Below are 25,102 nucleotides of genomic sequence, written 5' to 3' on the forward strand. Positions count from 1 at the left end.
GAGCAGGCTTTCTGTGGCCGATCCGCAACAGAACCCGCCAAAAGCTGCGGCCCCACGCAGGGGCCGGCTTTGGGGGTTGCAGGCCCCCCGGGTTCTGGTACTGTTGCAGTGCAGCAAGCGATTGCTGCTTCGCCCTTCTTGGGCGTTTCCTCCCTAAACTCAAGGCCGCTGACTTCAGCGGCCTTTTTCTTGCCAGAAAGCCCCCTGGGAAGGCAACCCCTGAAAAACGTCATAGCGCTGCGGTTTTTCCCTCTGGAATCCGCAGTTTATGGGGGACGGGCCGCCGCTTGGGCGTGGTCGGCCACCGGTGCCGGCGATTCCGCTGAGTAAGAAAATCTTTTGCTTGCAAAGAGTTGCGCTGATTGGCGGCGGCCATCCGGGGCTGGCCGTTGGGTTTGGCGGCTGTGGAGGCGCTCCGGATTTGGGCGTTGTCCGGATCGTGGACGCAGTCCGTCCAGCGGAATTTTTTGTGCGGATCGGCTGTCAGACCGGGCCGGGGGGTGAAAAACCGCCGCAGGGGAACGGAAGCACTGCCACCGGCCGGCGAACTGTCGTATAGATCGACGTGAAACGCCTATCCGCCGTCATCCACAGGAGTCGTTCCCATGGACATCGCCATCATGGTCCTCGCCGTCGCTTTCTTCTTCTGGCAGACCATCACCGACTGAGCAGGCCACTGCCGTCGGACGAACGAAAAGGGCGGTCCGCGTGGCCGCCCTTTTTCATGTCGCTTTTCACGTCGTCAGCCGGCTTACCGGCGGGTCAGTCGGCAGCGATCGGCGGCTCCAGCCGGGCATGGGTCGATGCGATCAACTGCAGCGTCTCCATGATCGACCCGATCGCCTCGTGCAGATCGGCCTGCTCGTCGCCGGGCAGTCTCGCCAGCACCGTCTCCAATTCGACGGCCGCGTTCTGCAGGCTGACGCAGGCATGCTCCAGATGGCGTCCGGTGCCCTGACTTGCGTCAGGGTCATTTGCAGAATGCAAACGCACTGCCGGTTTTCCGGCCCGCGTCGCGTTCCGGTTTGCAAAATGCAAATGGACGCTGTTGCCCGCAGCCCGCGTCCCCACTTTTTTCCGCATCATGGGCGTACCCCCGTTCGGTCCGACCGGAGAATGCGCAAGTCCCGTGCCACTCCGTGACCGTTGGTTGCGGTCGCCGTCGCAGAGGTGGTGACGCTCAGTCCGGCCACAAGCGGGCGGCGCCGCGCATTCCGCTTTCGGCGCCATGGCGGGCAACGGCCATCCGGGTGCGCGGCTCGGCCGCCAGCGTCCAGGCGCCCCAGCGCCGCGTCACCGCTTCGCACAGGCCGGGCAGCGCGGACAGGCCGCCGCCGACCACCACCATGTCCGGGTCCAGCAGGTTCAGCACCGGGGCCAGCGCCCGGGCCAGCGCGTCGGCATGCCGGGCCAATGTTCCGGCCGCGGCGGCATCGCCGGCCAGGGCGCGGGCGGCGATCTCCGGCGGGTCCAGCGTCTCGCCGGTCAGATGGCGGTGCAGGCGCGTCAGACCGGCGCCGCACAGCACCGTCTCCAGGCACCCCGTCTTGCCGCAGCCGCAGGGCACCGGCGGGCCGTCGGCCTCCTCGCGCCAGGGAAGCGGCGCATGACCCCATTCGCCGGCCAGCCCGTTGGCGCCGGGCAGGATGCGCCCGTCGATGACGATGCCGCCGCCGACCCCGGTGCCGAGGATGACGCCGAACACCACCGACGTGTCTCCGGCCGCCACTCCGTCCGTCGCCTCGGACAGGGTGAAGCAGTTGGCGTCGTTGGCGATCCGCACCGGGCGGCCGATCCGCCGGGCCGCATCGTCGGCGAAGGGGCGGCCCTCCAGCCAGGGCAGGTTCACCGCGCGCACCCGTCCGGCGGCGGCGTCGACCACGCCGGGAAGGCTGATGCCGACGCCGCGCGTTCCGGCCGGGTCGCCAGCGGGAATGAGGGCGGCCACCGTCTCGACCAGCGCATCCAGCGTGGCGTCGTAGCCGCGCGGGGTCGGGCGGCGGTGGCGGGCGAGTTCCGTCCCATCCCGATCCAGCGCCACGGCGGCGATCTTGGTGCCGCCCAAATCGATTCCGAGTCGCATGCCTGCCGCCGTCCGGATGGTGGAAGATGACCGATTTTCGGGGGCAACCCTATACCGCTCCCCCGATCGGCGGGCCAGGGATGCTTTCGTGCCGGAAGGGTCAATCCACCCACCCCGGAAGAGAGGGGGTAACCGCCCTTTGCCCCGTCGGGGCTTGCGGGGGGCATCACTAGAGTCTCATGAGCGCATCCTTCACTGATCGGCGTCTTGAGATGTCCATGGACCGTTCTGCCCCGAAACATTCCTCGCGCGCCCGGCGCGCCGCTCCGGGCTACCACGATCCCGTTTCCGAATCCGCCGGCGCCACGGCGGCCGAGATCCGTGATGGACTGGTTCTCGCCTTTTTGGCCCGCAAGAGGCTGCTGGTGCTGGTGGGAGATGCCGGGTCGGGCCGTCCCGCGCTGTTCCGCCAACTGGTCGAGCACGTCGAGGCGGACGGCGCCATGGCGCTGCCGGTCGCGGCGTCGCTCGGCGCGGAGCTGGAGGATCTGGTCGCCGCGGCCGGCACCGGCGCGCTGCCCGATCTGGCCGCCGGGGATGAGGGCGGCGAGGTCGATTTCGACGCCCTGATCGCCGCGCTGGAGGAAAGGCTGGAGCTTGCCGGCTCCGGGCTGCTGGCGGTGGATAACGCCGCCGTGCTGGCGCCGCCGGTGCTGACCGATCTGGTCGATCTGACGCGGGCGGAAACGCCGTCCGGCCGCTTCATGCAGGTGCTGCTCTGCGGCACTCCCGAGTTGGAAGGAACCTTGGCGCGGGCCGGGCTGACGGATGTGCTGCGCGACATGGGCGTGATCTACCGGATGTCGCCCGGCGGGGGCTTCGTCGACGAGTCGCAGGAGGCCGCCGCATCGCCGGCGCCGCGTCCGGTGCCGATCCTGGCGCCGCCGCCCCAGTCGGCGGCGATTCCGCCCGCGAACGACTGGTCGGTGGGTGAGCGGCAGGAAGACCGGCCGCAGGATCACCGCTGGTCGGGCGATCAGGAATGGAGCGACCGCGATCCCGGACCGATGGCCGGTGCGGAGGGGCCGGTCGCCGACTATCAAAACCGGGGGTACCCGGGTTTCGGCCAGGGCCAGACGATGCGGGCGCCGCGCCGGACCGGGCTCTATGCCGGAGCGGCGCTGACCACCCTGGTCCTGCTGGGAGCCGCAGGCGCCGCCATCGCCACCGCGATGCCGGGCGCCTTCCCCGACCGGGCGCTGGCGATGGTGGAGGAGGGATGGGTCCGCGCGCGCGATGCGGTCGAGCGGACGGTGCTGGGCCTGACCGGTGACGAGACTCCGGCCGCCAGCCGGCAGGCTGCCGCCGATACTGCCACGGCCGCGCCCGGTGCCGCCCCGTCGGTTCCGGCAACGTCGGTTCCGGCAGCCTCCGTTCCTGTGGCGCCTGCCGCTTCCTCCCCGACGTCTACGCCACCCGCCCCGCGTCCGGCCACCACGGCCGATGCTCAGAAGACGCCCACCCAGAGCGCGCAGACGCCTGGGAGTGGCACCCAGACGGTGGCGAAGGCGGCGGTGCCCGCCTCGACCGCCACTCCGCCGGCGGCGGCGCCGGTCGAGACCGCGGCACTGCCGCCGGCCCAGTCGCAGCCGTCAGCCGCCAAGCCCTCCGCCTCGCCGGGCAATGCGGAGGCGGCGCCGGGCGTGGCCTCGCTGCCGCCGCTGGAGGACCCATCGGCCACGCCCGCCGTTCCCGCCGTGCCGCAGGTCGCCGTTCCCGACGCCGACACCGCCCAGCGCGTGCGCAGCATGGTCGATCAGGCCCGCCGCCAGATTGCCGGCAAGCGCCTGACCACCCCGCCCGGCGACAATGCCTTCGAGACGGTGCAGCGCATCCGCCAGATCGCGCCGTCGGCGCCCGAGGTGGCGGAACTGCTGACCACCATGGAGGACACCTATCGCCGCTGGGCGATGATGGCGGAGCGCGACGGCGACTGGTCGGAGACGAAGCGCTTCTACGAGCGGGCGCAGATGATCTCGCCTGCCAGCCCCGATCTGGCCGAACGAATCCGCGCGGCGGGCGAGCAGCGGGCCTATGCCGGCCCCTCCAACGGCCCTTCCACCGGCACCGCGTCCGGCACCGGCGGCGGAAGTTCCGCGGCGCCGGTGAAGGCGACTCCGGGTCTGGGCGACCGCGAATCGGTGCTGGCCCTGCTGCGCAACCCGTCGGAGCTGTCGCGCACGCTGCAGGCCGGGGCCAGTCCGGATACGCGGCTGGAGAATGGCAAGACCCTGCTGATGATCGCCGCCGAACAGGGGCTGACCGATGCGGTGCGGGTGTTGCTGGACCGTCATGCCCGATCCGATCTGCGCACCTCCGACGGCGCCACGGCGGTGATGTACGCCGCCTGGGGCGGGCATGATGCGGTGGTCCGCGCGCTGGCCGACGGCGGCGCCGATCTCGACACCACCAACAGCGACGGCAAGACCGCGCTGATGGCCGCCGCCGCCCGCGGCCATCAGGACGTGGCGCGCACGCTGATCCAGCATGGGGTGATGGTCGACCGCACCACCGCCTATGGCTGGTCGGCGCTGATGTACGCCGCCAACAACGGGCACGAGGCGGTGGCCAAGCTTCTGCTCGACAGCGGCGCCAACCCCTACCGCATGGACGCCAACGGCAACTCCGCGCTGACTCTGGGCGCGCTGCAGGGCCATGTGCAGGTGGTGGAGGCGCTGAAGCCCCGCTGATCCCCGCTCGGCGGTGGTCTTACTGGTCCAGGCGGACGGAGCCGCGCCACAGGCCGGCGCTCTGTCCGCCATTGGCGTAGTGGAAGACGCCCGGCCCGTCCGGTTGGCCATCGCGGAAGCGCCCGGCGAACCGGCTGCCGTCGGTGAAGGTCATCACGCCATAGCCTGACATCAGGTCGCCCGACCATTCCCCTTCATAGGTCTGGCCGTTGGCGAAGTGGTAGACGCCCGCCCCCTGGCGGATCGGCCGGCCCAGCCCCGAACCGGAGGATGGCTGCGCCCAGGTTCCTTCATAACGGTCGCCGCCGGCGAAGCCGTAGCTCCAGTATCGGCTGTCGGGACGGCTGCGCGCCCGATCCGCGGCGGTGCGGGCATCGCCGAGCGTGCGCATCGCCTGCTGCTCCGCTTCCACCGCCGGGCTGTCCGGGACAGTGAAGCCGGTGCCGGGCGGCGCGGTCGGGAAGCTGCGCGGCTGCTCCGTCCGGATCGGATCGGAATTGCCGGCGGCCGGCGGCTCCATCCCTTGCTCTATGCCGGGATCGCCGAAGGAGGGGCCGGCCTCCACCGGACCACGGGCGCGGGCGGCGAGTGGCGATGGGTCGGCCCAGCGGGTGGCCAGCACGCCGGCGGTGAGATAGCCGGTCCGGCCGGCCGGATCGCGCACGCGCAGCCAGCTTCCTTCCGGCACAGCCTCCAACACCGTCACCATGCTGCCGGCCGACAGTTGTGCGACGCCGCGCGCACCGACGGCCGGCCGGTCGAACAGGGTGCTCGACTTCGCCATCTCATATTCGCCGGGCGGAAGGCTTGGGGTGGTCACCGCGGGCGGTTCCTTCGCGGGCGGTTCCTTTGCCGGAGATGTGGTGGACGCGGCCGGCGGTGTGGCGGGCGGTTTGGCGGGCGCCGATGCCACGGCCGGCACCAGCACCAGATTGCTGCCCAACCGGTCCTGAAGCCAGGGCAGTTGCCGGCCGTCGCTGCGTTCGGCGACGGCGCGCGCCACCTCGGCCAGCGAATCGCGGAAGGCGATGCCGGGCTTGACCATCTCGCGCGCCAGCGCGGCGGTGAAGGGATCGGGACCCTTGCCCGACTTGGGCGGCACCGGCGGCACGCCCGGACGGTGGGCGTAGACGACGAACAGTCCGTCCGCCTCGATCGGCGTGCCCAGCGCGCCGCCGCCGACCCGCTGGGCCAGCGCCTCGGCGATGCCGGGGTCGATCACCACCACCGCCTTGCGTCCGCTGTCCCGCAGGTCGCTTAACACGGTGTCGAGGTCCAGGGCGGCGCGCGGCAGGTCCTCCGCACCCGTAGGCGCGGCGTCGGCCGGCAGCAGGAACTCCCGCTCCCCCAGTCCGACGGCGAGGCCGGTGTAATAGACGAAGCCGAGGTCGGCACCGGACAGCGCCTCGCGGAAGCGCTCCAGCGCCGATTCCATGGCGATCCGCCCGACATTGTCGGCCCGCGTCACAGAGAAACCGGCGTTGCGCAAGGCCGACGCCATGGCCGAGGCATTGGCGGCGGCATGGTCCGAGCGGCCGTCGAGCGCCGTGTAGCGGCCATTGTCGATGACCAGCGCCACGCGCTTTCCAGTGTCCGCCAGCGCGCCGCCGAAGGGCAGGGCGGCCAGCAGCGCCGCCGTGAGGACGGTCGCTTCAAGGCGACGCCTCCATCCTCCTGTCTTGCGGCGGGTGGCATGGCTTGCAGTCGGGGTCATCGTCACGGCGTTCCATCCTTCGTCTGCGCGGCAGCCTCCGGCACGGGCATGATCCTATGCGCCGCCCGATGCCGGGTTGCGTACCGCCGCCGGGAGCATAGCCTTTTCCACCAGTCGGGGACCCCGCTCTTTCGGGGCGGCGGACTGTGCCGGCGTTACCCCGCGTGGACAATGGGCGGAGCCGGAGCAGGCGCCGCGTCTCCGGCGGGAGGGAGGAGATCCGGCGAGGTATCGCTTTCCCTTCGCGGCGAAGCCGCCTATATGACGCTCCTTCGCAGACAACGAGGTTCGCCATGCCGCCCGCCAAGCCGTCCGTCGTCCGGATGTCCGACACCGAAATCGCCCGCGTGCAGATGTACCTGCGCAAGACGCTGGGCAATCCGAAGATCGTGATCGAGCCGCCGGCCAAGGCCGGCCAGTCGGCCGAAGTGACGGTGGATGGCGAGTTCTTCGGCACGCTGAACCGTGACGAGGACGAGGGCGAGGTGTCCTATGCCCTGAACGTCGTCATCCTGGAAGAGGACCTGCCGGAGCCGCCGGCCATTCCGCGCCGCTGATCACGCTGGTCTTTTCCTGACGCCCTAGCGGCTGTGAGCGCGAAGCTCCGCCGCCAGGGCGGCCAGCAGGGTCTGCCCGCCCGAAAGGGTCAACCCGCGCACCAGCACGATCGCCTTGCGCCCCCCGCGCCGGTGCATGACCAGCCGTACGTTGCGGCTGCCCGCCGCCTTCAGTTCCGCCTTCACCGCATCATTGGGCGCGACGTTGCCGGCGACGAGGTTCATCTCCGCCTTGTGGCCGTAATCGTGCGCCGGGTCGATCCAGGCGACGAACAGCGGCTTGCCGCCCACCATCGGGTACAGCGCCAGATCGCGGATCGTCTCATGCGCATGGATGCGTGAACCGTCCACTGTCAGCCCGCGTGCCGTCACGCCCAGCCGCACGGCCCGGCACTGGACCGTCTCGGTCAGCATCACCACCCACAGCAGCAGCACCGGAACCGCGCAGAAGACCGCCAGCCATTGCAGCATGCCGGCCAGTTCCTCGGGCGCCAGACCGGCCCCGGCGATGAAGCCCGTGGCCAGAAGCCCCGCGATCAGCAGATAGCGCGTGCGGATCACCGGGGTCAGCACCGGGGTCGCCACGAACACGGCACCGGCCGCGCCGTCCTCGCGCGTGATCTCAAGGCTGGGGGGCGGCTTGGCGGCGGGCATGTCTCAAGGGTGTTGCGGTAAAGGGGCGTGATCCTGTTCCGGCATGGTGCCGCCCGTCCAGTTCTTTCACCCATTTCCCTACGATGGACGGCCCGCACCCGCGGAGCGTGTCGCGCTTGTGTCGCCCTTCGCCCATGTCTTGAAAATGGTAGGGGGCGTGGTAATCTCGGGGGCAGGAGGTGACGCGAGCCGCTTCCTGAATGGCGGGACCGGTTTCCCGGCCCCACCATCTTTGGCTTACCTGTCCTGGTCCGTGTTGAAGCCCGCTTGGAACTCGAACTTCAACTTGAACCAGAAGCGGTCGAGCCACTTCAGGAATTTTTTCACTCGCGTCACCTCCTTTCGGTTGCCCTTCGCGCGTGATGCGCGTCTGGCGGCGCGAGAATACCGTGCACGCATGTGCATGCCAATGTCGCTTCGGCGAAAATTTTCCTTAAAGTTGCGTTCTGATGTCCTCGGGCAAGAGGGCTGGGCTTTTGCAACCCTGGCGCCTCAATCGGAGGGGTGATAGTTTTCAGGACGGACGATTCTGACCGAACCGTCAAGTCCGCTCCCCAAATCCGAGCTGTGAAGGACCGCCGCCCGTGACCTTCCCCAATCCGCTCGATATCCGGGAAGCGACTGCTTCTCGGCAAGGCTCGGACCGGGCCGCGTCCCCGGTGGTCGTCGAGGCGCGCAAGCTTTCGCTGGTCTATCCCACCGCGGACAAGCCTGTCACGGCGCTGAGCGAGGTCGACCTGAGCATCGCCCGTGGCGATTTCGTTTCGCTGATCGGTCCCAGCGGCTGCGGCAAGACCACCTTGTTGCGGGTGATCGCCGATCTGGAGCGGCCCACCTCCGGGGATGTCGTCATCGAAGGAATGACGCCGGAACAGGCGCGGCTGAAGCGGCTCTATGGGTATGTGTTCCAGGCTCCGGCGCTCTATCCGTGGCGGACGGTGGAGCGCAACGTGATGCTGCCGCTGGAGATCATGGGCTTGCCCAAGGCCGAACGTCAGCAGCGCGCCCGCGAACAGCTTGAGCGCGTCGGACTGTCGGGCTTCGAGCGCAAGTTCCCCTGGCAGCTATCCGGCGGCATGCAGCAGCGCGTGTCCATCGCCCGCGCCCTGGCCCTGCAGCCCGACCTGCTGCTGATGGACGAGCCGTTCGGCGCGCTCGACGAAATCACGCGCGACCATCTGAACCTGCATCTGACCCAGCTGTGGCGGGCGACCGGCAAGACCTGCGTCTTCGTCACCCATTCCATTGCCGAGGCGGTCTTCCTCTCCACCCGCATCGTGGTGATGAGCCCGCGGCCCGGCCGCATCCTCGACGTCATCGACTGCGATTCGCTGCCGCGCGAGCGCACGCTGGACATCCGCGAGTCGCCGGAATTCGCCGCCATCGCCCACCGCGTGCGCGAGGGGCTGAAGGAGGGGCACAGCTACGATGACTAAGCGTGCGCTTCCCGTGACGGTGATGACGCTGCTCCTGCTGGCGGCGTGGTATGTCGGGGCGGCGTGGCTGAACTGGCCGCAGGCGGTGGAGACGTTGGCCCGCGCCGGAAAGCCCACGGCCTTCGGTGACGTGCTGGCCCAGGCCTATGCGATGAAGCGTCCGATCCTGCCCACCCCGGATCAGGTGGTGGTGGAGCTGTGGACGTCGCTGACCGGCTATGCGCCGACCAGCCCGCGCAACCTGCTGTTCCATACCTGGGTGACGACGGAGGCGGCATTGACCGGGCTGGCGATGGGGCTGGTTCTGGGCATCCTGCTGGCCGCCGGCATCGTCTACACCCGCACGCTGGAAGCCAGCCTGCTGCCCTGGGTGATCGCGTCGCAGACCATCCCGATCCTGGCCATCGCGCCGATGATCGTGGTCATTCTCGGCAACATCGGACTGACCGGTCTGCTGCCGAAGGCGGTGATCTGCATGTATCTGTGCTTTTTCCCGATCACGGTCGGCATGGTGAAGGGGCTGCGCTCCGCCGATCCCTTGTGGCTCGATCTGATGCGGACCTATTCGGCGAGCGGGATGCGTGCCTTCTGGTCGCTGCGGCTTCCGGCCTCCATGCCCTTCCTGTTCGCCAGCCTCAAAGTGTCGGTCGCCATCAGCGTGGTCGGCGCCATCGTCGGCGAGCTGCCGACCGGTGGGCAGGCCGGGCTGGGGGCGCGGCTGCTGTCCGGGTCCTATTATGGGCAAACGGTGCAAATCTGGGCGGCGCTGATCATGGCCTCGCTTCTGTCGGTGGCGCTGATCGGGGTGGTGCGCGGGCTGGAACTGGTTCTGCTGGGCCGGGCGGGTGCGCGATGAGCGAGGCTTTGACGAACCCCTACCGCACCAGCCTGCGCAGTGCCGCCGATTGGGGGTTGGTCGCCATTGCGCTGCCGGCGCTGGTGGCGCTGGCCCTGCCGCTGGGCACGCAGAACGGTACGTCCGTCAGCTGGCTCGGCGGAACGATGGCGCCGCTGTTCCTGATCGGCGTGGTGCTGGCGGTGATTGCCGGCCGGTCGGCGCCGAAGCGGGTCTGGGGCGCCTGGGCGGAGCTGGCCGGTGTGGCGCTGGCCTGGCTCCTGCCGTTCCACCTGCTGAAAGAGGGAATGGACCTGTCGGCCGGCTGGGGGCTGTGGCTGTTCCTGGTGGTGGCGACCTTGCTGCTGTGGCGGGTGATGGGGGTGCTGGCCGGGGTGCCGGGCTGGACCCGCTCCGTCATCGTGCCCGGCCTGTTCGGCCTGGGCCTGCTGGTGGGGTGGGAGGTGCTGGTGCGCGGCTTCCAAGTGCCGGCGATCCTGCTGCCGCCGCCCAGCCGCATCGCCGCGGCGCTGGCCGCCAACGCGCCGGTGCTGTGGGATGATTTCCGCCAGACGGTGCTGACCTCCGTCCTGCGCGGCTATGTGATGGGCTGCGGCGCGGGGTTTCTGGTGGCAATCCTTGCCGACCGGGTGCCGTTTCTTGCCCGCGGATTGCTGCCGCTCGGCAATCTCGCCAGCGCCATCCCCGTCGTCGGCATCGCGCCGATCATGGTGATGTGGTTCGGCTTCGACTGGCAGTCGAAGGCGGCGGTCATCGTCGTCATGACCTTCTTCCCGATGCTGATCAACACGCTGGCCGGTCTCGGCAATTCGGAGCGCATCCAGTTGGATCTGATGCGGTCCTACGCCGCCGGCTATGGCCGGACGCTGGTGAAGCTGCGGCTGCCCAATGCGCTGCCATTCCTGTTCAACGGGTTGAAGATCAACTCCACCCTGGCGCTGATCGGCGCCATCGTTGCCGAATTCTTCGGCACGCCGGTGGTCGGCATGGGTTTCCGCATCTCCACCGAGGTGGCGCGGATGAACCTGGACATCGTGTGGGCGACCATCGCGGTGGCGGCGCTGACCGGTTCCGGCCTTTATGGCGCGCTGGCGCTGCTGGAGCGGGCGACGACGGCGTGGCACCCGTCGATGCGGCGGCGCTGAACCACCCGGCCACCGCTGGCACGGCCATTGCTTTCGTTCCGCCATTCCAGCCGGCAAGGGAGGTGGACATGGCCGTCGTCGTCGTTCTGAAGCATGTCCGGCTGACCCGGGCGCTCCAGGCCATCGAAATGGCTGCGGCGTCGCTGGACGGCGAGCTTGCCGCCTTGCACGCCGCCGGTCAGGCGGGATTGCTGGGCAATCATGCCGAGGAAGCCACGCTTCTGCGCACCTATGTCCGCACCTTGCGCGTCCTGTTGCAGGCGATGACCCCCGACGAACTGGACGAAGCGGGCCTGACCGAGCGCCATGGTCTGGCGGAGGCCGCGGTCGGCCGCTGTGCCACCGCCTTGAGGGCGCTGGAGCGTCCGGCCGGCGGTGGTCCGGCGATGGGCATCGCCTGACGAACCCTGTCGTGAAGCCGACAGCGCCTTGACGCCTTCCGGCCAATACCATACTGCCGTATGGCTGGAATGCGGAAAGCCTTTCCCCTCTCCAGAGAAGGAACGCCGCGCTATAGTGGCGGGCCCAACGAACAGTCGGATCCCGCCGACGAAGATGCGGGCATAAAAGGGCACGATGAGGCTTCTCGTTTCCGATCTGACCCACCGCTATGACGATCTGACCGTCCTGGACGGCATCGACCTGACGCTGGCGGAGGGCGAAATCCTGGCCGTGATTGGCCCAAGCGGCTGCGGAAAGTCGACGCTGCTCGGCATCGCCGGCGGCATCGTCGCCCCGACCTCCGGCAGCATTCGGGTCGAGGGGGAGGTGCCGGATGGCTGTCTGAACCCGATCACCTTCATCTTCCAGGATTTCGCCCTGCTGCCCTGGCGCACGGTGGAGGACAACATCGCCCTGGTGCTGGAGCATCACAGGCTCTCCACGGCGGAGCGGCGCGAGCGCGTCGACAGCGGCCTGCGCCGTATGGGGCTGTCGGAGTTCCGTAACGCCCTGCCCAAGCAGCTGTCCGGCGGCATGCGCCAGCGCGTCGGCATCGCCCGCGCGCTGGCAGTGCGCCCGGCGATGCTGTTGCTGGACGAGCCGCTGTCGGCGCTGGACGCCCAGACGCGCGAACTGCTGATGGACGATTTCCTGGAGCTGTCGCGGCGGGAGAAGACCACCGCGCTTTATGTCACCCACAATCTGGATGAGGCGCTGCGGCTGGCCGACCGCGTCTGCGTGCTGAGCCGTCGTCCCGGCCGTATCCGCGAACTGGTCACCATCGAGGAGCCGCGGGAACGCCGGCAGGAGCCGTCGGCGCAGGCCCATCTGGCCGAAGTGCGCGACCGCCTGTGGCACCTGATGAAGGCCGAAGCCCAGATGGCCGACCGGGAGATCGCCCGTGCCTGACAGCCTGAATCCTAAAGTCGCTGCCACCGCCGCAATCGGCGAGCCGGTTCGCTTCCGCGGCGGCGGTTTTACCGTAAAGCGCCATTCCTGGGCGGCGCTGGCCGCCTTCGCCCTGCTGATCGCGGTTTGGGAAGGGGCGAGCCGCCTCGGCCTCGCCAGTCCGTTGTTCCTGCCGCCGCCGAGCGCCGTCGGCCATGCGCTGGCCGGCATGGTGACGGACGGCTCGCTCTGGCTGAACCTGAAGGCGTCGCTGGCGCGAATCGCCGTCGGCTGGGTGATGGGCACGGCGGGCGGGATGCTGGTCGGTTTCGCCATGGGCATCTTCTCCACCGCCCGCGCGGTGGGGGTGCCGCTGGTGTCGGCTTTCTTCCCGATCCCGAAGATCGCGCTGCTGCCGCTGTTCATCCTGTGGTTCGGCATCGGCGAGCCGTCGAAATTCGCCACCATCGGCTTCGGCGTCTTCTTCCCCACCGTCATCGCCACCTACAGCGCCATCGACCAGGTGCCGCGCAACCTGATCCGCATGGCGCAGAGCTTCGGACTGCCCTGGCGGTCGATCCTGCGCTCCATCGTGTTGCCGGGCGCCCTGCCGGGTATCCTGGCCGGCTTCCGCATCACCGCGTCGATCGCGCTGATCCTGGTGGTGGCGGCGGAGATGATCGGGGCGGAGTACGGCATCGGCGCCTTCGTGCTGATGGCCGGCAACCTGATGCAGACCGACACGCTGCTGGCTGGCGTGCTGGTCCTGTCGCTGCTGGGGCTCGCCATCGGCACGGTTCTGTCGCAGCTTGAGCGGCGCCTGCTGAACTGGCGCTGACCGGCCCTCTTCACAAGAAACCTGAACCATCCATCGGGAGGATTTCCGTCCATGACCGCCGCCATGACCGTGGCCCGCCTCACCCGGCGCGCCGTGATCGCCACTGCCGGGGCGGCCTTCGCCGCCGGCACCCTGATGTCCGCCGCTCTGGCGCAGCCGCTGGAGAAGGCGACGGTCGGCGCGCTGGCCCTATCCTCCTCCGGGCCGATCTTCATCGCCAAGGCAAAGGGGTATTTCGAGAAGGAAGGGCTGGACGTCGATGTGAAGATGTTCACCTCGGCCCAGCAGGTGCCGGTCGCGGTGGCGTCGGGCGATGTCGATTTCGGCGTCACCGGCCTGACCGCCGGTTTCTACAACCTCGCTTCCAAGGGGGCCGTCACCATCATCGCCGCGCAGAGCCGCGACGAGCCGGGCTTCCCCTTGAGCGCCTATATGGCGACCAACGCCGCCTATGACGCCGGTCTGAAAACGCCGGCCGACCTGAAGGGCAAGCGGATCGCCATCACCACCGTCGGCTCGACCTTCCATTACATGATCGGGCTGCTGGCGCAGAAGCACGGCTTTACGGTCAAGGACGTGACCATGGTACCGCTGCAGGACGTGCCGAAGATGGTTGCCGCCTTCAAGGGCGGGCAGGTCGACGCCATCATCGCGCCGTCCACCGTGTCGCGGCAGCTGGCGACCGACGGCGCCGGCAAGATCCTGGGCTGGGTCGGCGACGAGACGCCCTGGCAGCTCGGCGCCCTGTTCACCGCGCCGAAGACGATGAAGGACCGCCGCCCGCTGGTGGAGAAGTTCATGCGCGCCTACAAGACCGCGCTGGCCGAATACCACACCGCCTTCAACGGCAAGGACGCCTCGGGCAATCTGGTGAAGGGTCCCGGCTATGACGAGCTGCTGGGCATCATTGCCGACGCCACCAAGCAGAAGCCGGAGATCGTCGCCGCCGGCCTTCCCTATGTCGACCCGCAGGCCCGCCTGCTGGTGGACGATGTGGTCAATCAGGTGAAGTTCTGGCAGTCGGAAGGTCAGGTCGACAAGTCGCTGGACCCGAAGTCGGTGATGGATCTCAGCGTCGCCGGGGAATGACGAGAAGGGGAGGGGGCGGTCAAACCGCCAGGTACGCCGCCCTAACCCCGTCATCGGTCATCAGCTCCGCCATTGTGCCGGTCCAGCGCAGGCGGCCGGTTTCGATGACGCAGGCGCGGTCGGCGACGGCCGAGGCGAAGGACAGGCTCTGTTCGGACAGCAGGACCGACAGCCCCTCGGCCTTCAGGCGTCGCACCGCGTCGGCCATCTGCTTCACGATCAGCGGCGCCAGCCCTTCCGACGGTTCGTCCAGCAGCAGCAGCGACGGGTTGCCCATCAGCGTGCGGGCCAGCGTCAGCATCTGCTGCTCGCCGCCGCTCATCCGGGTGCCGCGGCGGCCGCGCATCTCCGCGAGGTTGGGGAACAGGGCGAACAGCTTTTCCGGAGTCCAGGTCGGGGCACCGGGGCGGGGCGGCTGGCGGCCGACCTCCAGGTTCTCCTCCACCGTCAGGTCGGCGAAGATGCGGCGGTCCTCCGGCACATAGCCGACGCCGAGCCGGGCGATTCGGTGGGCGGGCAGGGCCGACAGGTCGCGGCCGTCGAAGCGCAGGGTCGCGGCGCGGCGCTCAACCAGCCCCATGATCGCCTTCAGCGTGGTGGTCTTGCCGGCGCCGTTGCGGCCCATCAGCGCCACCACCTCGCCGCGCCCGACGGTCAGGCCGATGCCGTCGAGGATATGGGCGCGGCCGTACCAAGCCTGGAGACTCTCCACCGTCAGCAGAGCTTCGCTCACGCCTCGCCTCCCAGATAGACGGATTGCACACGCGGGTCGGCGCGCACCGCATCCGGCGATCCCTCCGCGATCAGCCGGCCGCGGTCGAGCACCAGAACGCGGGTGGCGTGGCAGAAAACGGCGTCCATGTCGTGCTCGGTGAACAGCACGGCGAGGCCGCGCTCGCGCACCAGCTCCGCCGTCAACGCCATCAGGGCGAGGCGTTCGGCCGGCGCCATCCCGGCCGTCGGCTCGTCCATCAGCAGGACGGTGGGCTCGCTTGCCAGCGCCATTGCCAGCTCGACCCGCTTGACGTCGCCATAGGCCAGCACGCCGCAGGGGCGGTCGGCCTGTGCCGCCATGCCGACGCGGTCCAATAGGGCCAGCGCCGGTTCGCGGAACTGCTCGGCGGCCGGGCGCCACAGCCCGAACAGCCGGCGGGCACGCGACAGCAGCACCATCTGCACATTCTCCGCCACCGTCATCGAGGCGAAGGTCGCGGTGATCTGGAAGGTGCGGCCGACCCCCAGTGCCCAGATGCGCCGCGGCGGCAGACCGACCAGCTCAGTGCCGTCGAGCCTGACCGAGCCCGAGTCGGGCCGCAGTTGCCCGTTCAGCAGGTTGAAGCAGGTGCTCTTGCCCGCCCCGTTTGGGCCGATCAGCGCCAGCAGGTCGCCGGATCGCAGAGTGAAGGACACGCCGCCCACCGCCTGCACCCCGCCGAAGGAGCGTTGCAGGTCGCGCACCACCAACTCGCTCATGCCCGCCTCCGCCCGAAATTCGAACGCAGGCCGGACAGGAAGCCGACGATCCCCTTGGGGAAGACCAGCACCAGGGCGATGATGATCAGGCCCAGCACCAGCCGCCACCAGTCGGTCATGCTCATCACCTCCGATTCCAGCAGGTGGAAGACCGCGGCACCGGCCAGCGGTCCGGCGACGGTCTGGATGCCACCCATCAGCACCATCACCAGCGCGTCGACCGATTGCGGCACCGCCAGCAGGGTGGGGAAGACGCTGCCTTTGGCGAAGGCGTAGAGGCCGCCGGCCAAACCCGCCGCCGTACCGGCCAGGACGAAGGCCATCCACTGGAAGCGACGCACGTCGATGCCCACCGATTCCGCCCGCAGCCCCGAGTCGCGCCCCGCCCTCAGCGCATAGCCGAAGGGGGCGAAGGCCGCCCGGCGCAGCAGCCACAGCGCTCCGCCGCACAGCGCAAGCGTCAGCCAGTAATAGGCCGCCTTGCCCGCCGCCCAGGCCGACGGCCATACGCCGAGGATGCCGTTGTCGCCGCCGGTCACCGCATACCATTGGAAGGCGATCGACCAGACGATCTGCGCGAAGGCCAGGGTCAGCATGGCGAAATACAGCCCCGACCGCCGCACGCAGAACCAGCCCGCCACCAGCGCCCCCAGCCCGGCCAGAATCGGCGCGCCCGCCAGCGCCAGCGGCATCGGCGCGTCCAGATGCTTGACCAGCAGGGCCGATCCGTAGGCGCCCAGCCCGAACCATGCCGCATGGCCGAACGACACCAGCCCGCCCAGTCCGATCAGCAGATGCAGGCTGGCGGCGAATAGGGCGAGGATCACCACTTCGGTCAACAGGATCAGCGCATAATCGCCGGCGACCAGCGGCGCCGCGGCCATGACCGCCAGCAGGGCCAGCGCCCAAGCCCCGGCATGGCGTCCGGCCGACAGCGGCACGGTCACAGTGGAGGGTGCCGTCGGCGGCGCCTCCTCCGCCCGGCCGAGCAGGCCATGGGGGCGCAGCACCAGCACCACCGCCATGAACAGGAAGACGATCACCAGCGTGATCTGCGGGAAGATCAGGATGCCGAAGGCCTGCAACTGCCCGATCAGCAGCGAGGCGAGGAAGGCGCCGCTCAGGCTGCCCATGCCGCCGACCACGACGACGACGAAGGCCTCCACCACGATGGCCATGTCCATCTGCAGGGTCACCGCCTCACGCGGGACCTGCAGCGCGCCGCCCAGCCCGGCCAGCGCGCAACCCAGGAACAGCACCCCGGTGAACAGCCGCGCCGGATCGACGCCCAGCGCGCTGGTCATCTCGCGGTCCTGCGTCGCCGCCCGCACCAGCGTGCCCCAGCGGGTGCGGTTGAACAGCAGCCACAACAACCCGAGCACCAGCGGCCCGAGCCCGATCAGCACGAGGTCGTAGAGCGGGAAGGGCTGGTCGAGAATGTCGATGGAGCCCTTCAAGCCCGGCGCCCGGCGGCCCAGCAGATCCTCCGGCCCCCAGGCCCAGGCGGTCAGGTCCTGCACCACCAGCACGATGCCGAAGGTGCCGAGAAGCTGGAACAGCTCCGGTGAGCGGTAGAGCCGGCGCAGCAGCCCGATCTCCATGGCGGCGCCGAGAACACCCATCGCCAGCGCCGCGGCGGCGACCGACCCCCAGAAGCCGGCCGGCGTGCCGCCGAACCGCTCGATCAGCGACCAGCCGGCATAGGCACCGACCATATAGAAGGAGCCGTGCGCGAAATTAACGATCCGCGTCACGCCGAACACGATGGTCAGCCCCGACGACACCAGGAACAACGTCGCCGCGGTCGCGAGCCCGCTGAGGGCCTGGACGAGGAGGAAGGACATGGGGCGGGGGTTACTTTATGCGGACTCTTGCCCCCACCCTAACCCTCCCCCGCTCTCAGCGGACCTATGGTCCGCCTGCTGTGCGAGAGCTGGGTGGGGGAGGGGATAGGAGCTTTGTCGACGTTCGGCGGCAGTCCCTCCCCCTTATCGGATCGACCTCCGGTCGACCGAGAGCGGGGGAGGTTAGGTGGGGGCAATCGAAGCTGGCGCCTTACTCCGCCGGCCGCAGCTTGCGCGCCTCGTCGTCGGGCGGCAGGTAGTTGGCGCCGTCGGCATAGTGCCAGTCCTTCATGGTGCCGCGGCCGTCCTTCACCGTCGTCGTGCCGACATAGGCACCCATGGTCGCCTGATGGTCGGAGGCGCGGAAGGTGATCGGGCCGACCGGGCTGTCGATGGTCAGGCCGGCCAGCGCATCGACGATCGGCTCCGAATTGGCCGATTTGGCCTTGGTGATCGCGGCGGCGACCGCCTTCATGGTGATGTAGCCGACGATGGAACCCGCCTTGGGCGATTCCTTGAAGCGCGCGGTGTAGGCGGCGACGAAGGCCTTGTGGGCGGGCGTGTCGATCTGGTCCCAGGGATAGCCGGTGACGATCCAGCCTTCCGGCGCCTCGTCCTTCATCGGCTCCAGATATTCCGGTTCGCCGGTCAGCAGGCTGACGACCTTGCGGTTGCGGAACAGGCCGCGACCCTCGCCCTCGCGCACGAATTTGGCCAGATCGGCGCCGAAGGTGACGTTGAAGATCGCGTCGGGCTTGGCGGCGGCCAGCGCCTGGACGGTCGGGCCTGCCTCCAGCTTGCCCTGGGCCGGCCACTGTTCGGCCACGAACTCCACGTCCGGGCGCTTTTCCTTCAGCAGCTGCTTGAACCACGCCACCGCCGACTGGCCGTATTCGTAGTTGGGGGCGACGGTTGCCCAGCGCTTGGCCGGCAGCTTTGCCGCCTCCTCCACCAGCATGGCCGCCTGCATGTAGGTGCTGGGGCGCAGGCGGAAGGTGTAGCGGTTGCCCTTGGCCCAGGTGATGGCATCGGTCAGCGGCTCCGCCGCGACGAACGGTACCTTGTTGCGTGCGGCGAAATCGGCGACGGCCAGACCGATGTGGGAGAAATAGGTGCCGGCCAGCACGTCCACCGCCTCGTTCGTCACCAACTCCTGCGCGACGCGCACCGCGTCGTCGGGCTTGCCGGCATCGTCGCGCGAGACGACCTGCAGCTCGCAGCAGCCGATCACGCCGCCCTGGGCGTTGATCTCCTCCAGCGCCAGTTGCCAGCCCTGGCGGTAGGGGATGGTGAAGGCAGGCAGGCCGGTGTAGCTGTTGATCTCGCCCACCCGCACCGGCGCGCCGCTGAACTTCACCGGCTCCTTCGCAGATTGGGCCGCGGCGGGACCGGTGGCGAGCGCGGCGACAGAGATCGCGGCGAACAAAGCGGCGGAAAGAAGGGACTTCGCCGTCGGCGAGGCGTTCGGGTGGCGGTGCTTCATCCTGCGGGGACCCCGGTTCGTGAGAGACCAGCGGCGTGTCCGGGTCGCGGTGCGACGCAACACACCGCGTTCATAGCAAACCCCGCGCAAAAGTCACCGCCTGATCGGGGTCTTCCCGTTCGGCCTTTCCCAAACCGTCAGGCAATGCCGCCTACATCAGGCGGGCCAGCAGGGCCATGAACTGCACCCGCTCTTCTTCCGACAGCGGTTCCAGCGTGCGTTCGTGGGCGGCGGCGGCGTTCGCCGTCAGGTCGACGACCAGCGCCTGCCCGATCCGCGTCAGCCGGACGCTGGTGCGGCGGCGGTCCTGCGGGTCGGGCTGGCGTTCGACCAGATTGCGCTCCACCAGCCGCAGGATCACGCCCTGCGTGGTCGCCGGATCCATGTAGGTCAACCGGCCGAGCTGGTTCTGCGACAGCGGACCCTCGGCATACAGGGTGGCCAGGGCCGCCCATTGGGTCGGGGTCAGCAGCGAATCGCCGATCAGGTCGATGAAGATCGCCGACGAGCGCTGATGGGCGCGGCGGAGGCGGTGGTGAACCTGGCCGGCCAACTGGTAGTCGTCGGGAGGCAGTCGTCCGAAGTCGTCCATGGCAACGGGCCCGTGGTTCGCGCCCGCCTTCGGTCCGGGGCGAAGGCTGGGGCGGGCACGGACCGCCGCTCCCGGCTGCGTGGGCAGCGGTGGCCCGGCGTTTGCCGCCTGTTGCCACCTGTTGCATCCATTATGCGTTCCTCATGGAAAGGGTAGAAAACGCAATGGCCGCAGTGCAACCTTCGCAGATGCGTCATAGAGCCACAGGAATGCGAACGTGATCGTCGGCGCAACAAAAGAAGCGGCGCAAGTTCGAAAACAAGGCAAGCGCTGCTTCTGCCGCAATTCGGGTGAACCCGATCGCCGATTCATGACGCCGCCGCTATGATACGCTTCGGTCGCCGCCGCTTCTCACCGCCTTTTCTTCGTCAGGGTTTCCGCTTGGGCGGATAGCTGTCGGGCGGAGCGGTCTTCTCGGCAGGACTTGCCGGACCCTCTCCATCGGGGGGCGTCACCCCGCCCGGCGTGTAGGGTGGGGTGGTGGCGTCGGGCGGGCGCTTGGTCGAGGGCGGTGACGGCGGCGTGTCGAGTCGGCGTGTCATACGGCACCTTTCCAGGTCAGGAATCGTCATGAACAACCCGGTGCTGGGCGGACGGTTCCAAGTCGGGGCAGGGCAGGGACGGGGGAGCTTCGCCAGTTCTGCCGGCCGCTGGCTATGACCTTCATCTTACGACCATTTGAAAAAGAGGCTGGAATCAAGCGAATCATTGCCACCGCCGGTCTTGTCCCATTGCCGGCCCTTTGTTGCGGCCACACCACAGGACCCGGCAAAAGCGGCGGCGGCCGGGCTTCACTGTTGCGGAAGGAGCACGGTTTGTTGTGTCTTTGCCGAGGATGCGTCCGCATCGGTTCCCGCCGGAAGGCGGCGCCCGGACGTGTCCCACCAAGGGGCCGGCCCCCGGCCCGATGGGCCGACCGAACCCAGAGCCGACCGAACCCAGCCAAGCGCGGTGACTCCATGAAAACCAGCACCCTTTCCCTCCTCGCCCTCGCTCTCGCCTCGACCGGGCTGACGTCGCTTCCCGCCGCCGCCCAGGACGACCTGCAGCGTGGCGAAACCGTGCTGGAGCGCCGCCGGCCGGAGCTGGAGCAGCTTGGCGTCCGCGCCGGCTCCTTCCTGTTCCTGCCGCGGGTGGAAGCCGGCGCCACCTATGAAACCAACGTCTACGCCACCCGCGACAACCACGAGGACGACGTCATCTGGACCGTCCGCCCGCGGGTCGACATCAAGTCCGATTTCGCGGCCCATGCGCTGAACTTCTCCGCCTCCGCCGATACCGGCCGCTACAGCGACCATTCCGGCGAAAACTACACGGACTATGCCCTGCAGGCCGACGGGCGTTACGACGTGAACAAGGGTGGCGCGCTGGACGCCCGGCTGTTCCACCGCCGCAACCACGAGGGACGCGGCGACATCAACAGCCTGCAGGGTTATACGGAACCGGTGACCTACCGCACCAGCGGCGGCGAGGCCGGTTATTCCCAGCGTTTCAACCGTCTGCGCGCCCGTCTGTCCGGTTCTGCCCAGTACATTTCGTACGATGACGTCGGGGTAATCGGTGGTGGCGTCGCCCCCCAGGGCGACCGCGATCGCTGGGAATATGCCACGGTCGGCCGCGTCGGCTACGAGTTCATCGAGGGCTATGAGGCCTTCGTCCAGGGCACCTATTCCTGGACCCGCCACAAGAATGACCGCGACTTCTCCGGCTTTGATCGCGACTCCGACGGATATGAGGTGGTTGGCGGCCTCGCCACGGAACTGACCGGCCTGATCACTGGCGAGGTCTTCGCCGGCTATCTCGTCCGCAACTACAAGGATTCGCGGTTGGAGGACTTCGGCGGCCTGTCCTTCGGCGGGCGCCTGAACTGGGCGGTCACCCAGCTGACCGGCATCAGCGCCACCGCCAGCCGCCAGGTGCGCGAGACCTCGTCGAGCCCGGGCTTCGGCACCGCCTCCAGCTACACCCGCACCCTGTTCGCCCTGGGCGTCGATCACGAGCTGCTGCGCTCCCTGGTGCTGAACGCCCGGCTGCAGTACCGCCAGGATGACTTCAACGGCAACGACCGCAACGACAAGGTCTATACGGCCGGCATCGGCGGCACCTATCAGATGAACCGCTACCTGTATCTGACCAGCGGCTACACCTATGAAAAACGCAACTCCAACCTGAGTGCGGCCGAGTACAGCGACAACCTGATCTACCTGCGACTCGGCGCTCAGATGTAATCCTGGCTGTAATCCGCCGAATCCGGATCGTCCGTCCGGGAAAGTCCCGGCCGAAGGTCCTAAAGGTTTTGCTGAACAGGGCAGGGCGTCCGTCCTATGACGGGCGCCCTTTTCTTATGCCTGATTTTGTAGCGGGCAGCGATGTATTGGGGGGATCCGAAGGCGGTAATTCCTCTCCACTTTTTCCCAAGCGCTTGCGAGTTGCTAGTCTCCACCCGAATTCAGGTGCGTGACCAAAGGACGCCGCTGCAAGGCGGCCGGCGGATGGGTGGTTCCAAGGAGCCGTTCCATCCATCCGGGCCAACCGGACCGGTGATCAGGACCGGACCGGCGCTGCGGCAGGCATCCACCAGCCAGGGAAAGGGTTTAGGGATGAATCGACGTCATATGTTCCGTGCGCTGGGCCAGGGGATCGGGTTGGCCGCGCTCGCCGTTGCCATGGTCGGCTGTGCCGGCAACGACGCGCCGATGGAGACCGCCAGCGCCGGTCAGATCGGCGAGTACCATCTCGGCCCGGGCGACGCCTTGCGCGTCATCGTGTTCGGTGAGGAACAGTTGTCCGGCGAGTTCCGCGTGGACGGCACCGGCAAGGTCGCCATGCCGCTGATCGGCGAAGTCTCGGCCAAGGACCGCAGCACCCGCGACCTTGAAAAGGAAATCACCACCCGCCTCTCGGCCGGCTATGTGAAGGACCCGAAGGTCAGCGTCGAGGTGCTGAACCACCGGCCCTTCTTCATCCTGGGCGAGGTGCGCAACCCCGGCCAGTACCAGTATGTCAACGGCATGACCGCCCTGTCGGCCGTGGCGATGGCCGGTGGTTACACCTACCGTGCCAAGGAGGATTACGTCCTCATCACCCGCGGCGCCGATCCCAAGAAGGAAATCCGCAAGGCTCCGATCACCACCTCGGTGATGCCGGACGACGTCGTCCGGGTGCCGGAGCGCTATTTCTGAGCCCAGGCTTCCGAGGGTCGATGGCGGGACGCCTGACAATAAAAAGCCCGACCGGGATCCCCGGCCGGGCTTTTTGCCGTCTTGGACGTCTTGCAATCAGGCGGTCAGGTGTCGAGCGTGTCGCCGCCCTTCTTCTGGCCCGGCGGGATGCGCTGGTCTTTGGGGACGATGGGATCGCGCGACATGCCGTGCGGCGGCGTGGTGCCGGCAGCCTCGTCGTCGGTGCCGAGCGGGGCCGCGGCGGGATCGGTGGCCGGAACCTTGTCGCCGGTCAGCCCGCGGTCGATGTCCGCGCGCATCCGATGGGCCTCCGCGCTGGGAGTGGTGGGCGTGTTACCGCCCGACTCGGGGCGCTGGGGCTTGGTCATGATCGGCCTTTCGCACAAGCTGGTGTCAGGGGGCATTTCAATGCCTCCTCCAACCGTGCTGCCGTCCAAGGGTTCCGTGGTGACAATACCGCCAGTGCGGCATCGGGGCGGCCATGGCCTTGCCCGTACATCCCCAGCGGGCGGTGGTGCCGGATACAGGAATCGAACCCGTGACCTTCTGATTACAAATCAGCTGCTCTACCAGCTGAGCTAATCCGGCGCGCCCATCGCTTGGCGGAGGCACACCTTAGCGTCCCTTTTCCGTGCAAACAAGCACTTGGCCGCACCGGATCCACTTCGTGGTCACTCGCGCAGGCGGGCGACCTCGTACAGAGCCACCGCCGCGGCATTGGAAACGTTGAGACTGCCCACCGGGCCGCCGGTCGGAAGGCGGGCGATGGCGTCGCAGCGCTCCATCGTCAGCCGGCGCAACCCGCTGCCCTCCGCCCCCATGACCAGCACGGTCTTGCCCGTCAGATCCAGCTTGGCCAAAGTCGATTGTCCCGATTCGGCGAGCCCGACCGACCAGAAGCCGTTCTGCTGCAGGTCGGTCAGCGCGCGGGCGAGGTTGGTGACGCGAATCAGCGGCACCACTTCCAACGCGCCCGATGCACTCTTCGCCAACACGCCGGTGGTTTCCGGCGCATGGCGTTCGGTCACCACCACGGCGCGGGCGCCGAAGGCGGCGGCGGATCGCAGGATGGCACCGACATTGTGCGGATCGGTCACCTGGTCGAGCGCAACGATGACCGCCGACTTCTCGGACTCCAACTCGTTGCACAAATCCTCGATGCCCAGTTCCGGCAGGGGAGAGGCGTCGACGACAATGCCCTGGTGGACGGCGCCCGGCGGCAGCATCCGCTCAAGTTCCATGCGGTCGACCGGCGAGGCCTCCGGCCGTTGCAGCCCCAACGCGCGCGCCGCCGCGAAAGCCGGTTCCAGCGCGGCCCGGCCCGAGTCGGTCGCCAGCAGCCGGTGGATGCGCCGCTCCGGATTCGTCCAGGCGGCGGCGACCGGGTGCAGGCCATAGAGAAGAACGCCGCGCGCGGCCGGCGGACGGCCACCCTTCGCCGGCCGACGGCCGGCCCGCCCGGAGTCGTCCGCCTGGTCCTGCCGCGGCGATGACCCGTGCTGCGCCTTGGCGCCGGACCGCTCGGCGTTGCGGTCGGAAGAACGGCTGGAAGCGGGGCCGGAGCCGGGATGTCTGGAGCGCGTCATGATACCCACGAAGAAGGGGAGGGGGCCGCAGCGGACTGCAGCCGAATTTTTTCTGGTGTGAACCGCTTAACCCGTGTTGACAAGGTCTGAAAAATTCGCATATTGCCGAACTCCGCGGCGGGCACTGCCAAGCCGCGGACTGGAAGGGTGGCCGAGTGGTTAAAGGCAGCAGACTGTAAATCTGCCCGCGTTAGCGTACGCTGGTTCGAATCCAGCCCCTTCCACCACTACTTTCCACGGCTTGTCCGTGATCGCGTTTGCCCCGGACGGTCGCGCCGGCGGGATGCTTAGGCGGGTGTAGCTCAATGGTAGAGCAGAAGCCTTCCAAGCTTACGACGGGGGTTCGATTCCCCTCACCCGCTCCAATCCCGCGTGCGCCACGGAAAACGGATCTCGGCCGGGCCATTGTGTGCGTCCGGAACGTCGGGAACGAAAGACCAAAGCGATGGCGAAGGCAAAGTTTGAGCGGAACAAGCCGCACTGCAACGTTGGCACGATCGGCCACGTCGACCACGGCAAGACGTCGCTGACGGCGGCGATCACGAAGGTGC

The 25,102-nt window shown here is 68.5% G+C and carries 24 protein-coding genes and 3 tRNA genes; 14 read left to right on the plus strand and 13 right to left on the minus strand.

Annotated features, from left to right (window positions below; all coding sequences use genetic code 11):
• Positions 1-762: 762 nt before the first annotated feature.
• Positions 763-993, minus strand: a complete 231-nt coding sequence (locus TSH20_RS14005; RefSeq protein ID WP_247871120.1) for a hypothetical protein — start codon at positions 991-993, stop codon at positions 763-765.
• Positions 994-1,180: 187 nt separating this feature from the next.
• Positions 1,181-2,083, minus strand: a complete 903-nt coding sequence (locus TSH20_RS14010) for an ROK family protein (RefSeq protein WP_109075314.1) — start codon at positions 2,081-2,083, stop codon at positions 1,181-1,183.
• 218 nt (positions 2,084-2,301) lie between these two features.
• Here TSH20_RS14010 and TSH20_RS14015 point away from each other — a divergent pair, with 218 nt between their 5' ends.
• A complete protein-coding gene (locus TSH20_RS14015) occupies positions 2,302-4,773 on the plus strand; it encodes an ankyrin repeat domain-containing protein (RefSeq protein WP_109075315.1) in 2,472 nt (823 codons plus the stop codon).
• Positions 4,774-4,792: 19 nt separating this feature from the next.
• Here the strand turns inward: TSH20_RS14015 and TSH20_RS14020 are convergent, their stop codons facing one another.
• Complete coding sequence (locus TSH20_RS14020; protein ID WP_109075316.1) at positions 4,793-6,487, minus strand: caspase family protein; 1,695 nt, start codon at positions 6,485-6,487, stop codon at positions 4,793-4,795.
• Positions 6,488-6,780: 293 nt separating this feature from the next.
• Between TSH20_RS14020 and TSH20_RS14025 the strand changes: the two genes are divergently transcribed.
• Positions 6,781-7,044, plus strand: coding sequence for a DUF3126 family protein (locus TSH20_RS14025; RefSeq protein ID WP_085088058.1), 264 nt, complete (start codon positions 6,781-6,783; stop codon positions 7,042-7,044).
• A 24-nt stretch (positions 7,045-7,068) separates the two neighbouring features.
• On the opposite strand, the gene TSH20_RS14030 is transcribed toward TSH20_RS14025, so the two are convergent.
• The gene (locus TSH20_RS14030) at positions 7,069-7,698 is read right to left on the minus strand and encodes a hypothetical protein (protein ID WP_109075317.1); all 630 of its coding nucleotides are present in this window, start codon (positions 7,696-7,698) and stop codon (positions 7,069-7,071) included.
• 659 nt (positions 7,699-8,357) lie between these two features.
• On the opposite strand from TSH20_RS14030, the gene TSH20_RS14035 reads away from it, so the two are divergent.
• The 7 genes from TSH20_RS14035 to TSH20_RS14065 all read left to right on the plus strand — a co-directional run bounded on the left by TSH20_RS14035 (position 8,358) and on the right by TSH20_RS14065 (position 14,391).
• Entirely contained in the window at positions 8,358-9,134 is a 777-nt protein-coding gene (locus TSH20_RS14035; protein WP_247871122.1) for an ABC transporter ATP-binding protein, read from the plus strand.
• Positions 9,127-9,990: an ABC transporter permease gene (locus tag TSH20_RS14040; RefSeq protein WP_109075318.1), complete on the plus strand. Its 864-nt coding sequence runs from the start codon at positions 9,127-9,129 to the stop codon at positions 9,988-9,990. The genes TSH20_RS14035 and TSH20_RS14040 overlap by 8 nt, the downstream gene beginning before the upstream one ends.
• Positions 9,987-11,135 carry an ABC transporter permease gene (locus TSH20_RS14045; RefSeq protein ID WP_109075319.1) on the plus strand — a complete coding sequence of 383 codons (1,149 nt, stop codon included), beginning with the start codon at positions 9,987-9,989 and terminating at the stop codon, positions 11,133-11,135. Before TSH20_RS14040 ends, TSH20_RS14045 begins: the two co-directional genes overlap by 4 nt.
• 68 nt (positions 11,136-11,203) lie before the next feature.
• Positions 11,204-11,536, plus strand: coding sequence for a hypothetical protein (locus tag TSH20_RS14050; protein WP_109075336.1), 333 nt, complete (start codon positions 11,204-11,206; stop codon positions 11,534-11,536).
• Positions 11,537-11,711: 175 nt separating this feature from the next.
• Complete coding sequence (locus tag TSH20_RS14055) at positions 11,712-12,485, plus strand: ABC transporter ATP-binding protein (protein ID WP_109075320.1); 774 nt, start codon at positions 11,712-11,714, stop codon at positions 12,483-12,485.
• On the plus strand, positions 12,478-13,302 hold the full coding sequence (locus TSH20_RS14060) for an ABC transporter permease (protein WP_109075321.1): 825 nt from the start codon (positions 12,478-12,480) through the stop codon (positions 13,300-13,302). Before TSH20_RS14055 ends, TSH20_RS14060 begins: the two co-directional genes overlap by 8 nt.
• Positions 13,303-13,353: 51 nt before the next feature.
• Complete coding sequence (locus tag TSH20_RS14065; protein ID WP_247871121.1) at positions 13,354-14,391, plus strand: ABC transporter substrate-binding protein; 1,038 nt, start codon at positions 13,354-13,356, stop codon at positions 14,389-14,391.
• A gap of 19 nt (positions 14,392-14,410) precedes the next feature.
• Here TSH20_RS14065 and TSH20_RS14070 read toward each other — a convergent pair whose 3' ends face one another.
• The 6 genes from TSH20_RS14070 to TSH20_RS34955 form a co-directional block, all read right to left on the minus strand.
• Entirely contained in the window at positions 14,411-15,124 is a 714-nt protein-coding gene (locus tag TSH20_RS14070; protein ID WP_109075322.1) for an ABC transporter ATP-binding protein, read from the minus strand.
• Positions 15,121-15,864, minus strand: coding sequence for an ABC transporter ATP-binding protein (locus tag TSH20_RS14075; protein ID WP_109075323.1), 744 nt, complete (start codon positions 15,862-15,864; stop codon positions 15,121-15,123). Before TSH20_RS14075 ends, TSH20_RS14070 begins: the two co-directional genes overlap by 4 nt.
• Positions 15,861-17,708: an ABC transporter permease gene (locus tag TSH20_RS14080; protein ID WP_109075324.1), complete on the minus strand. Its 1,848-nt coding sequence runs from the start codon at positions 17,706-17,708 to the stop codon at positions 15,861-15,863. Before TSH20_RS14080 ends, TSH20_RS14075 begins: the two co-directional genes overlap by 4 nt.
• A 211-nt stretch (positions 17,709-17,919) precedes the next feature.
• Positions 17,920-19,191, minus strand: a complete 1,272-nt coding sequence (locus TSH20_RS14085) for an ABC transporter substrate-binding protein (RefSeq protein ID WP_109075325.1) — start codon at positions 19,189-19,191, stop codon at positions 17,920-17,922.
• A gap of 151 nt (positions 19,192-19,342) precedes the next feature.
• Positions 19,343-19,783 carry a MarR family transcriptional regulator gene (locus tag TSH20_RS14090; RefSeq protein WP_109075326.1) on the minus strand — a complete coding sequence of 147 codons (441 nt, stop codon included), beginning with the start codon at positions 19,781-19,783 and terminating at the stop codon, positions 19,343-19,345.
• A gap of 368 nt (positions 19,784-20,151) precedes the next feature.
• Positions 20,152-20,325, minus strand: coding sequence for a hypothetical protein (locus tag TSH20_RS34955; protein WP_158281995.1), 174 nt, complete (start codon positions 20,323-20,325; stop codon positions 20,152-20,154).
• 417 nt (positions 20,326-20,742) lie between these two features.
• Between TSH20_RS34955 and TSH20_RS14095 the strand changes: the two genes are divergently transcribed.
• Together TSH20_RS14095 and TSH20_RS14100 are read left to right on the plus strand one after the other, a co-directional pair.
• A complete protein-coding gene (locus TSH20_RS14095) occupies positions 20,743-22,011 on the plus strand; it encodes an outer membrane beta-barrel protein (RefSeq protein ID WP_109075327.1) in 1,269 nt (422 codons plus the stop codon).
• A 372-nt stretch (positions 22,012-22,383) separates the two neighbouring features.
• Positions 22,384-22,965, plus strand: a complete 582-nt coding sequence (locus TSH20_RS14100) for a polysaccharide biosynthesis/export family protein (protein WP_247870556.1) — start codon at positions 22,384-22,386, stop codon at positions 22,963-22,965.
• Positions 22,966-23,069: 104 nt separating this feature from the next.
• On the opposite strand, the gene TSH20_RS14105 is transcribed toward TSH20_RS14100, so the two are convergent.
• The 3 genes from TSH20_RS14105 to rlmB all read right to left on the minus strand — a co-directional run bounded on the left by TSH20_RS14105 (position 23,070) and on the right by rlmB (position 24,551).
• Positions 23,070-23,333 carry a hypothetical protein gene (locus TSH20_RS14105; protein WP_109075329.1) on the minus strand — a complete coding sequence of 88 codons (264 nt, stop codon included), beginning with the start codon at positions 23,331-23,333 and terminating at the stop codon, positions 23,070-23,072.
• 144 nt (positions 23,334-23,477) lie between these two features.
• Positions 23,478-23,553, minus strand: a tRNA-Thr gene (locus TSH20_RS14110).
• 83 nt (positions 23,554-23,636) lie between these two features.
• Positions 23,637-24,551: a 23S rRNA (guanosine(2251)-2'-O)-methyltransferase RlmB gene (gene rlmB, locus TSH20_RS14115; RefSeq protein WP_109075330.1), complete on the minus strand. Its 915-nt coding sequence runs from the start codon at positions 24,549-24,551 to the stop codon at positions 23,637-23,639.
• 141 nt (positions 24,552-24,692) lie between these two features.
• On the opposite strand from rlmB, the gene TSH20_RS14120 reads away from it, so the two are divergent.
• From TSH20_RS14120 to TSH20_RS14130, 3 genes are all read left to right on the plus strand, one after another.
• Positions 24,693-24,778, plus strand: a tRNA-Tyr gene (locus TSH20_RS14120).
• Between the two features lie 64 nt (positions 24,779-24,842).
• A tRNA-Gly gene (locus tag TSH20_RS14125) sits at positions 24,843-24,916 on the plus strand.
• A gap of 80 nt (positions 24,917-24,996) precedes the next feature.
• Positions 24,997-25,102: GTP-binding protein (locus tag TSH20_RS14130; protein WP_146207479.1), on the plus strand; the 106-nt coding region annotated here is incomplete at its 3' end.

The sequence above is a fragment of the Azospirillum sp. TSH20 genome (assembly GCF_003115935.1).
GTDB lineage: Bacteria > Pseudomonadota > Alphaproteobacteria > Azospirillales > Azospirillaceae > Azospirillum.

What these genes read in the sequence shown, in the direction of transcription:
- TSH20_RS14010 (WP_109075314.1), bottom strand. Translation starts at nt 2,083, where the DNA reads ATGCGACTCGGAATCGATTTGGGCGGCACCAAGATCGCCGCCGTGGCG.
- TSH20_RS14015 (WP_109075315.1), top strand. Translation starts at nt 2,302, where the DNA reads ATGGACCGTTCTGCCCCGAAACATTCCTCGCGCGCCCGGCGCGCCGCT.
- TSH20_RS14020 (WP_109075316.1), bottom strand. Translation starts at nt 6,487, where the DNA reads ATGACCCCGACTGCAAGCCATGCCACCCGCCGCAAGACAGGAGGATGG.
- TSH20_RS14025 (WP_085088058.1), top strand. Translation starts at nt 6,781, where the DNA reads ATGCCGCCCGCCAAGCCGTCCGTCGTCCGGATGTCCGACACCGAAATC.
- TSH20_RS14030 (WP_109075317.1), bottom strand. Translation starts at nt 7,698, where the DNA reads ATGCCCGCCGCCAAGCCGCCCCCCAGCCTTGAGATCACGCGCGAGGAC.
- TSH20_RS14040 (WP_109075318.1), top strand. Translation starts at nt 9,127, where the DNA reads ATGACTAAGCGTGCGCTTCCCGTGACGGTGATGACGCTGCTCCTGCTG.
- TSH20_RS14045 (WP_109075319.1), top strand. Translation starts at nt 9,987, where the DNA reads ATGAGCGAGGCTTTGACGAACCCCTACCGCACCAGCCTGCGCAGTGCC.
- TSH20_RS14050 (WP_109075336.1), top strand. Translation starts at nt 11,204, where the DNA reads ATGGCCGTCGTCGTCGTTCTGAAGCATGTCCGGCTGACCCGGGCGCTC.
- TSH20_RS14055 (WP_109075320.1), top strand. Translation starts at nt 11,712, where the DNA reads ATGAGGCTTCTCGTTTCCGATCTGACCCACCGCTATGACGATCTGACC.
- TSH20_RS14065 (WP_247871121.1), top strand. Translation starts at nt 13,354, where the DNA reads ATGACCGCCGCCATGACCGTGGCCCGCCTCACCCGGCGCGCCGTGATC.
- TSH20_RS14075 (WP_109075323.1), bottom strand. Translation starts at nt 15,864, where the DNA reads ATGAGCGAGTTGGTGGTGCGCGACCTGCAACGCTCCTTCGGCGGGGTG.
- TSH20_RS14080 (WP_109075324.1), bottom strand. Translation starts at nt 17,708, where the DNA reads ATGTCCTTCCTCCTCGTCCAGGCCCTCAGCGGGCTCGCGACCGCGGCG.
- TSH20_RS14085 (WP_109075325.1), bottom strand. Translation starts at nt 19,191, where the DNA reads ATGAAGCACCGCCACCCGAACGCCTCGCCGACGGCGAAGTCCCTTCTT.
- TSH20_RS14090 (WP_109075326.1), bottom strand. Translation starts at nt 19,783, where the DNA reads ATGGACGACTTCGGACGACTGCCTCCCGACGACTACCAGTTGGCCGGC.
- TSH20_RS34955 (WP_158281995.1), bottom strand. Translation starts at nt 20,325, where the DNA reads ATGACACGCCGACTCGACACGCCGCCGTCACCGCCCTCGACCAAGCGC.
- TSH20_RS14095 (WP_109075327.1), top strand. Translation starts at nt 20,743, where the DNA reads ATGAAAACCAGCACCCTTTCCCTCCTCGCCCTCGCTCTCGCCTCGACC.
- TSH20_RS14100 (WP_247870556.1), top strand. Translation starts at nt 22,384, where the DNA reads ATGAATCGACGTCATATGTTCCGTGCGCTGGGCCAGGGGATCGGGTTG.
- TSH20_RS14105 (WP_109075329.1), bottom strand. Translation starts at nt 23,333, where the DNA reads ATGACCAAGCCCCAGCGCCCCGAGTCGGGCGGTAACACGCCCACCACT.
- rlmB (WP_109075330.1), bottom strand. Translation starts at nt 24,551, where the DNA reads ATGACGCGCTCCAGACATCCCGGCTCCGGCCCCGCTTCCAGCCGTTCT.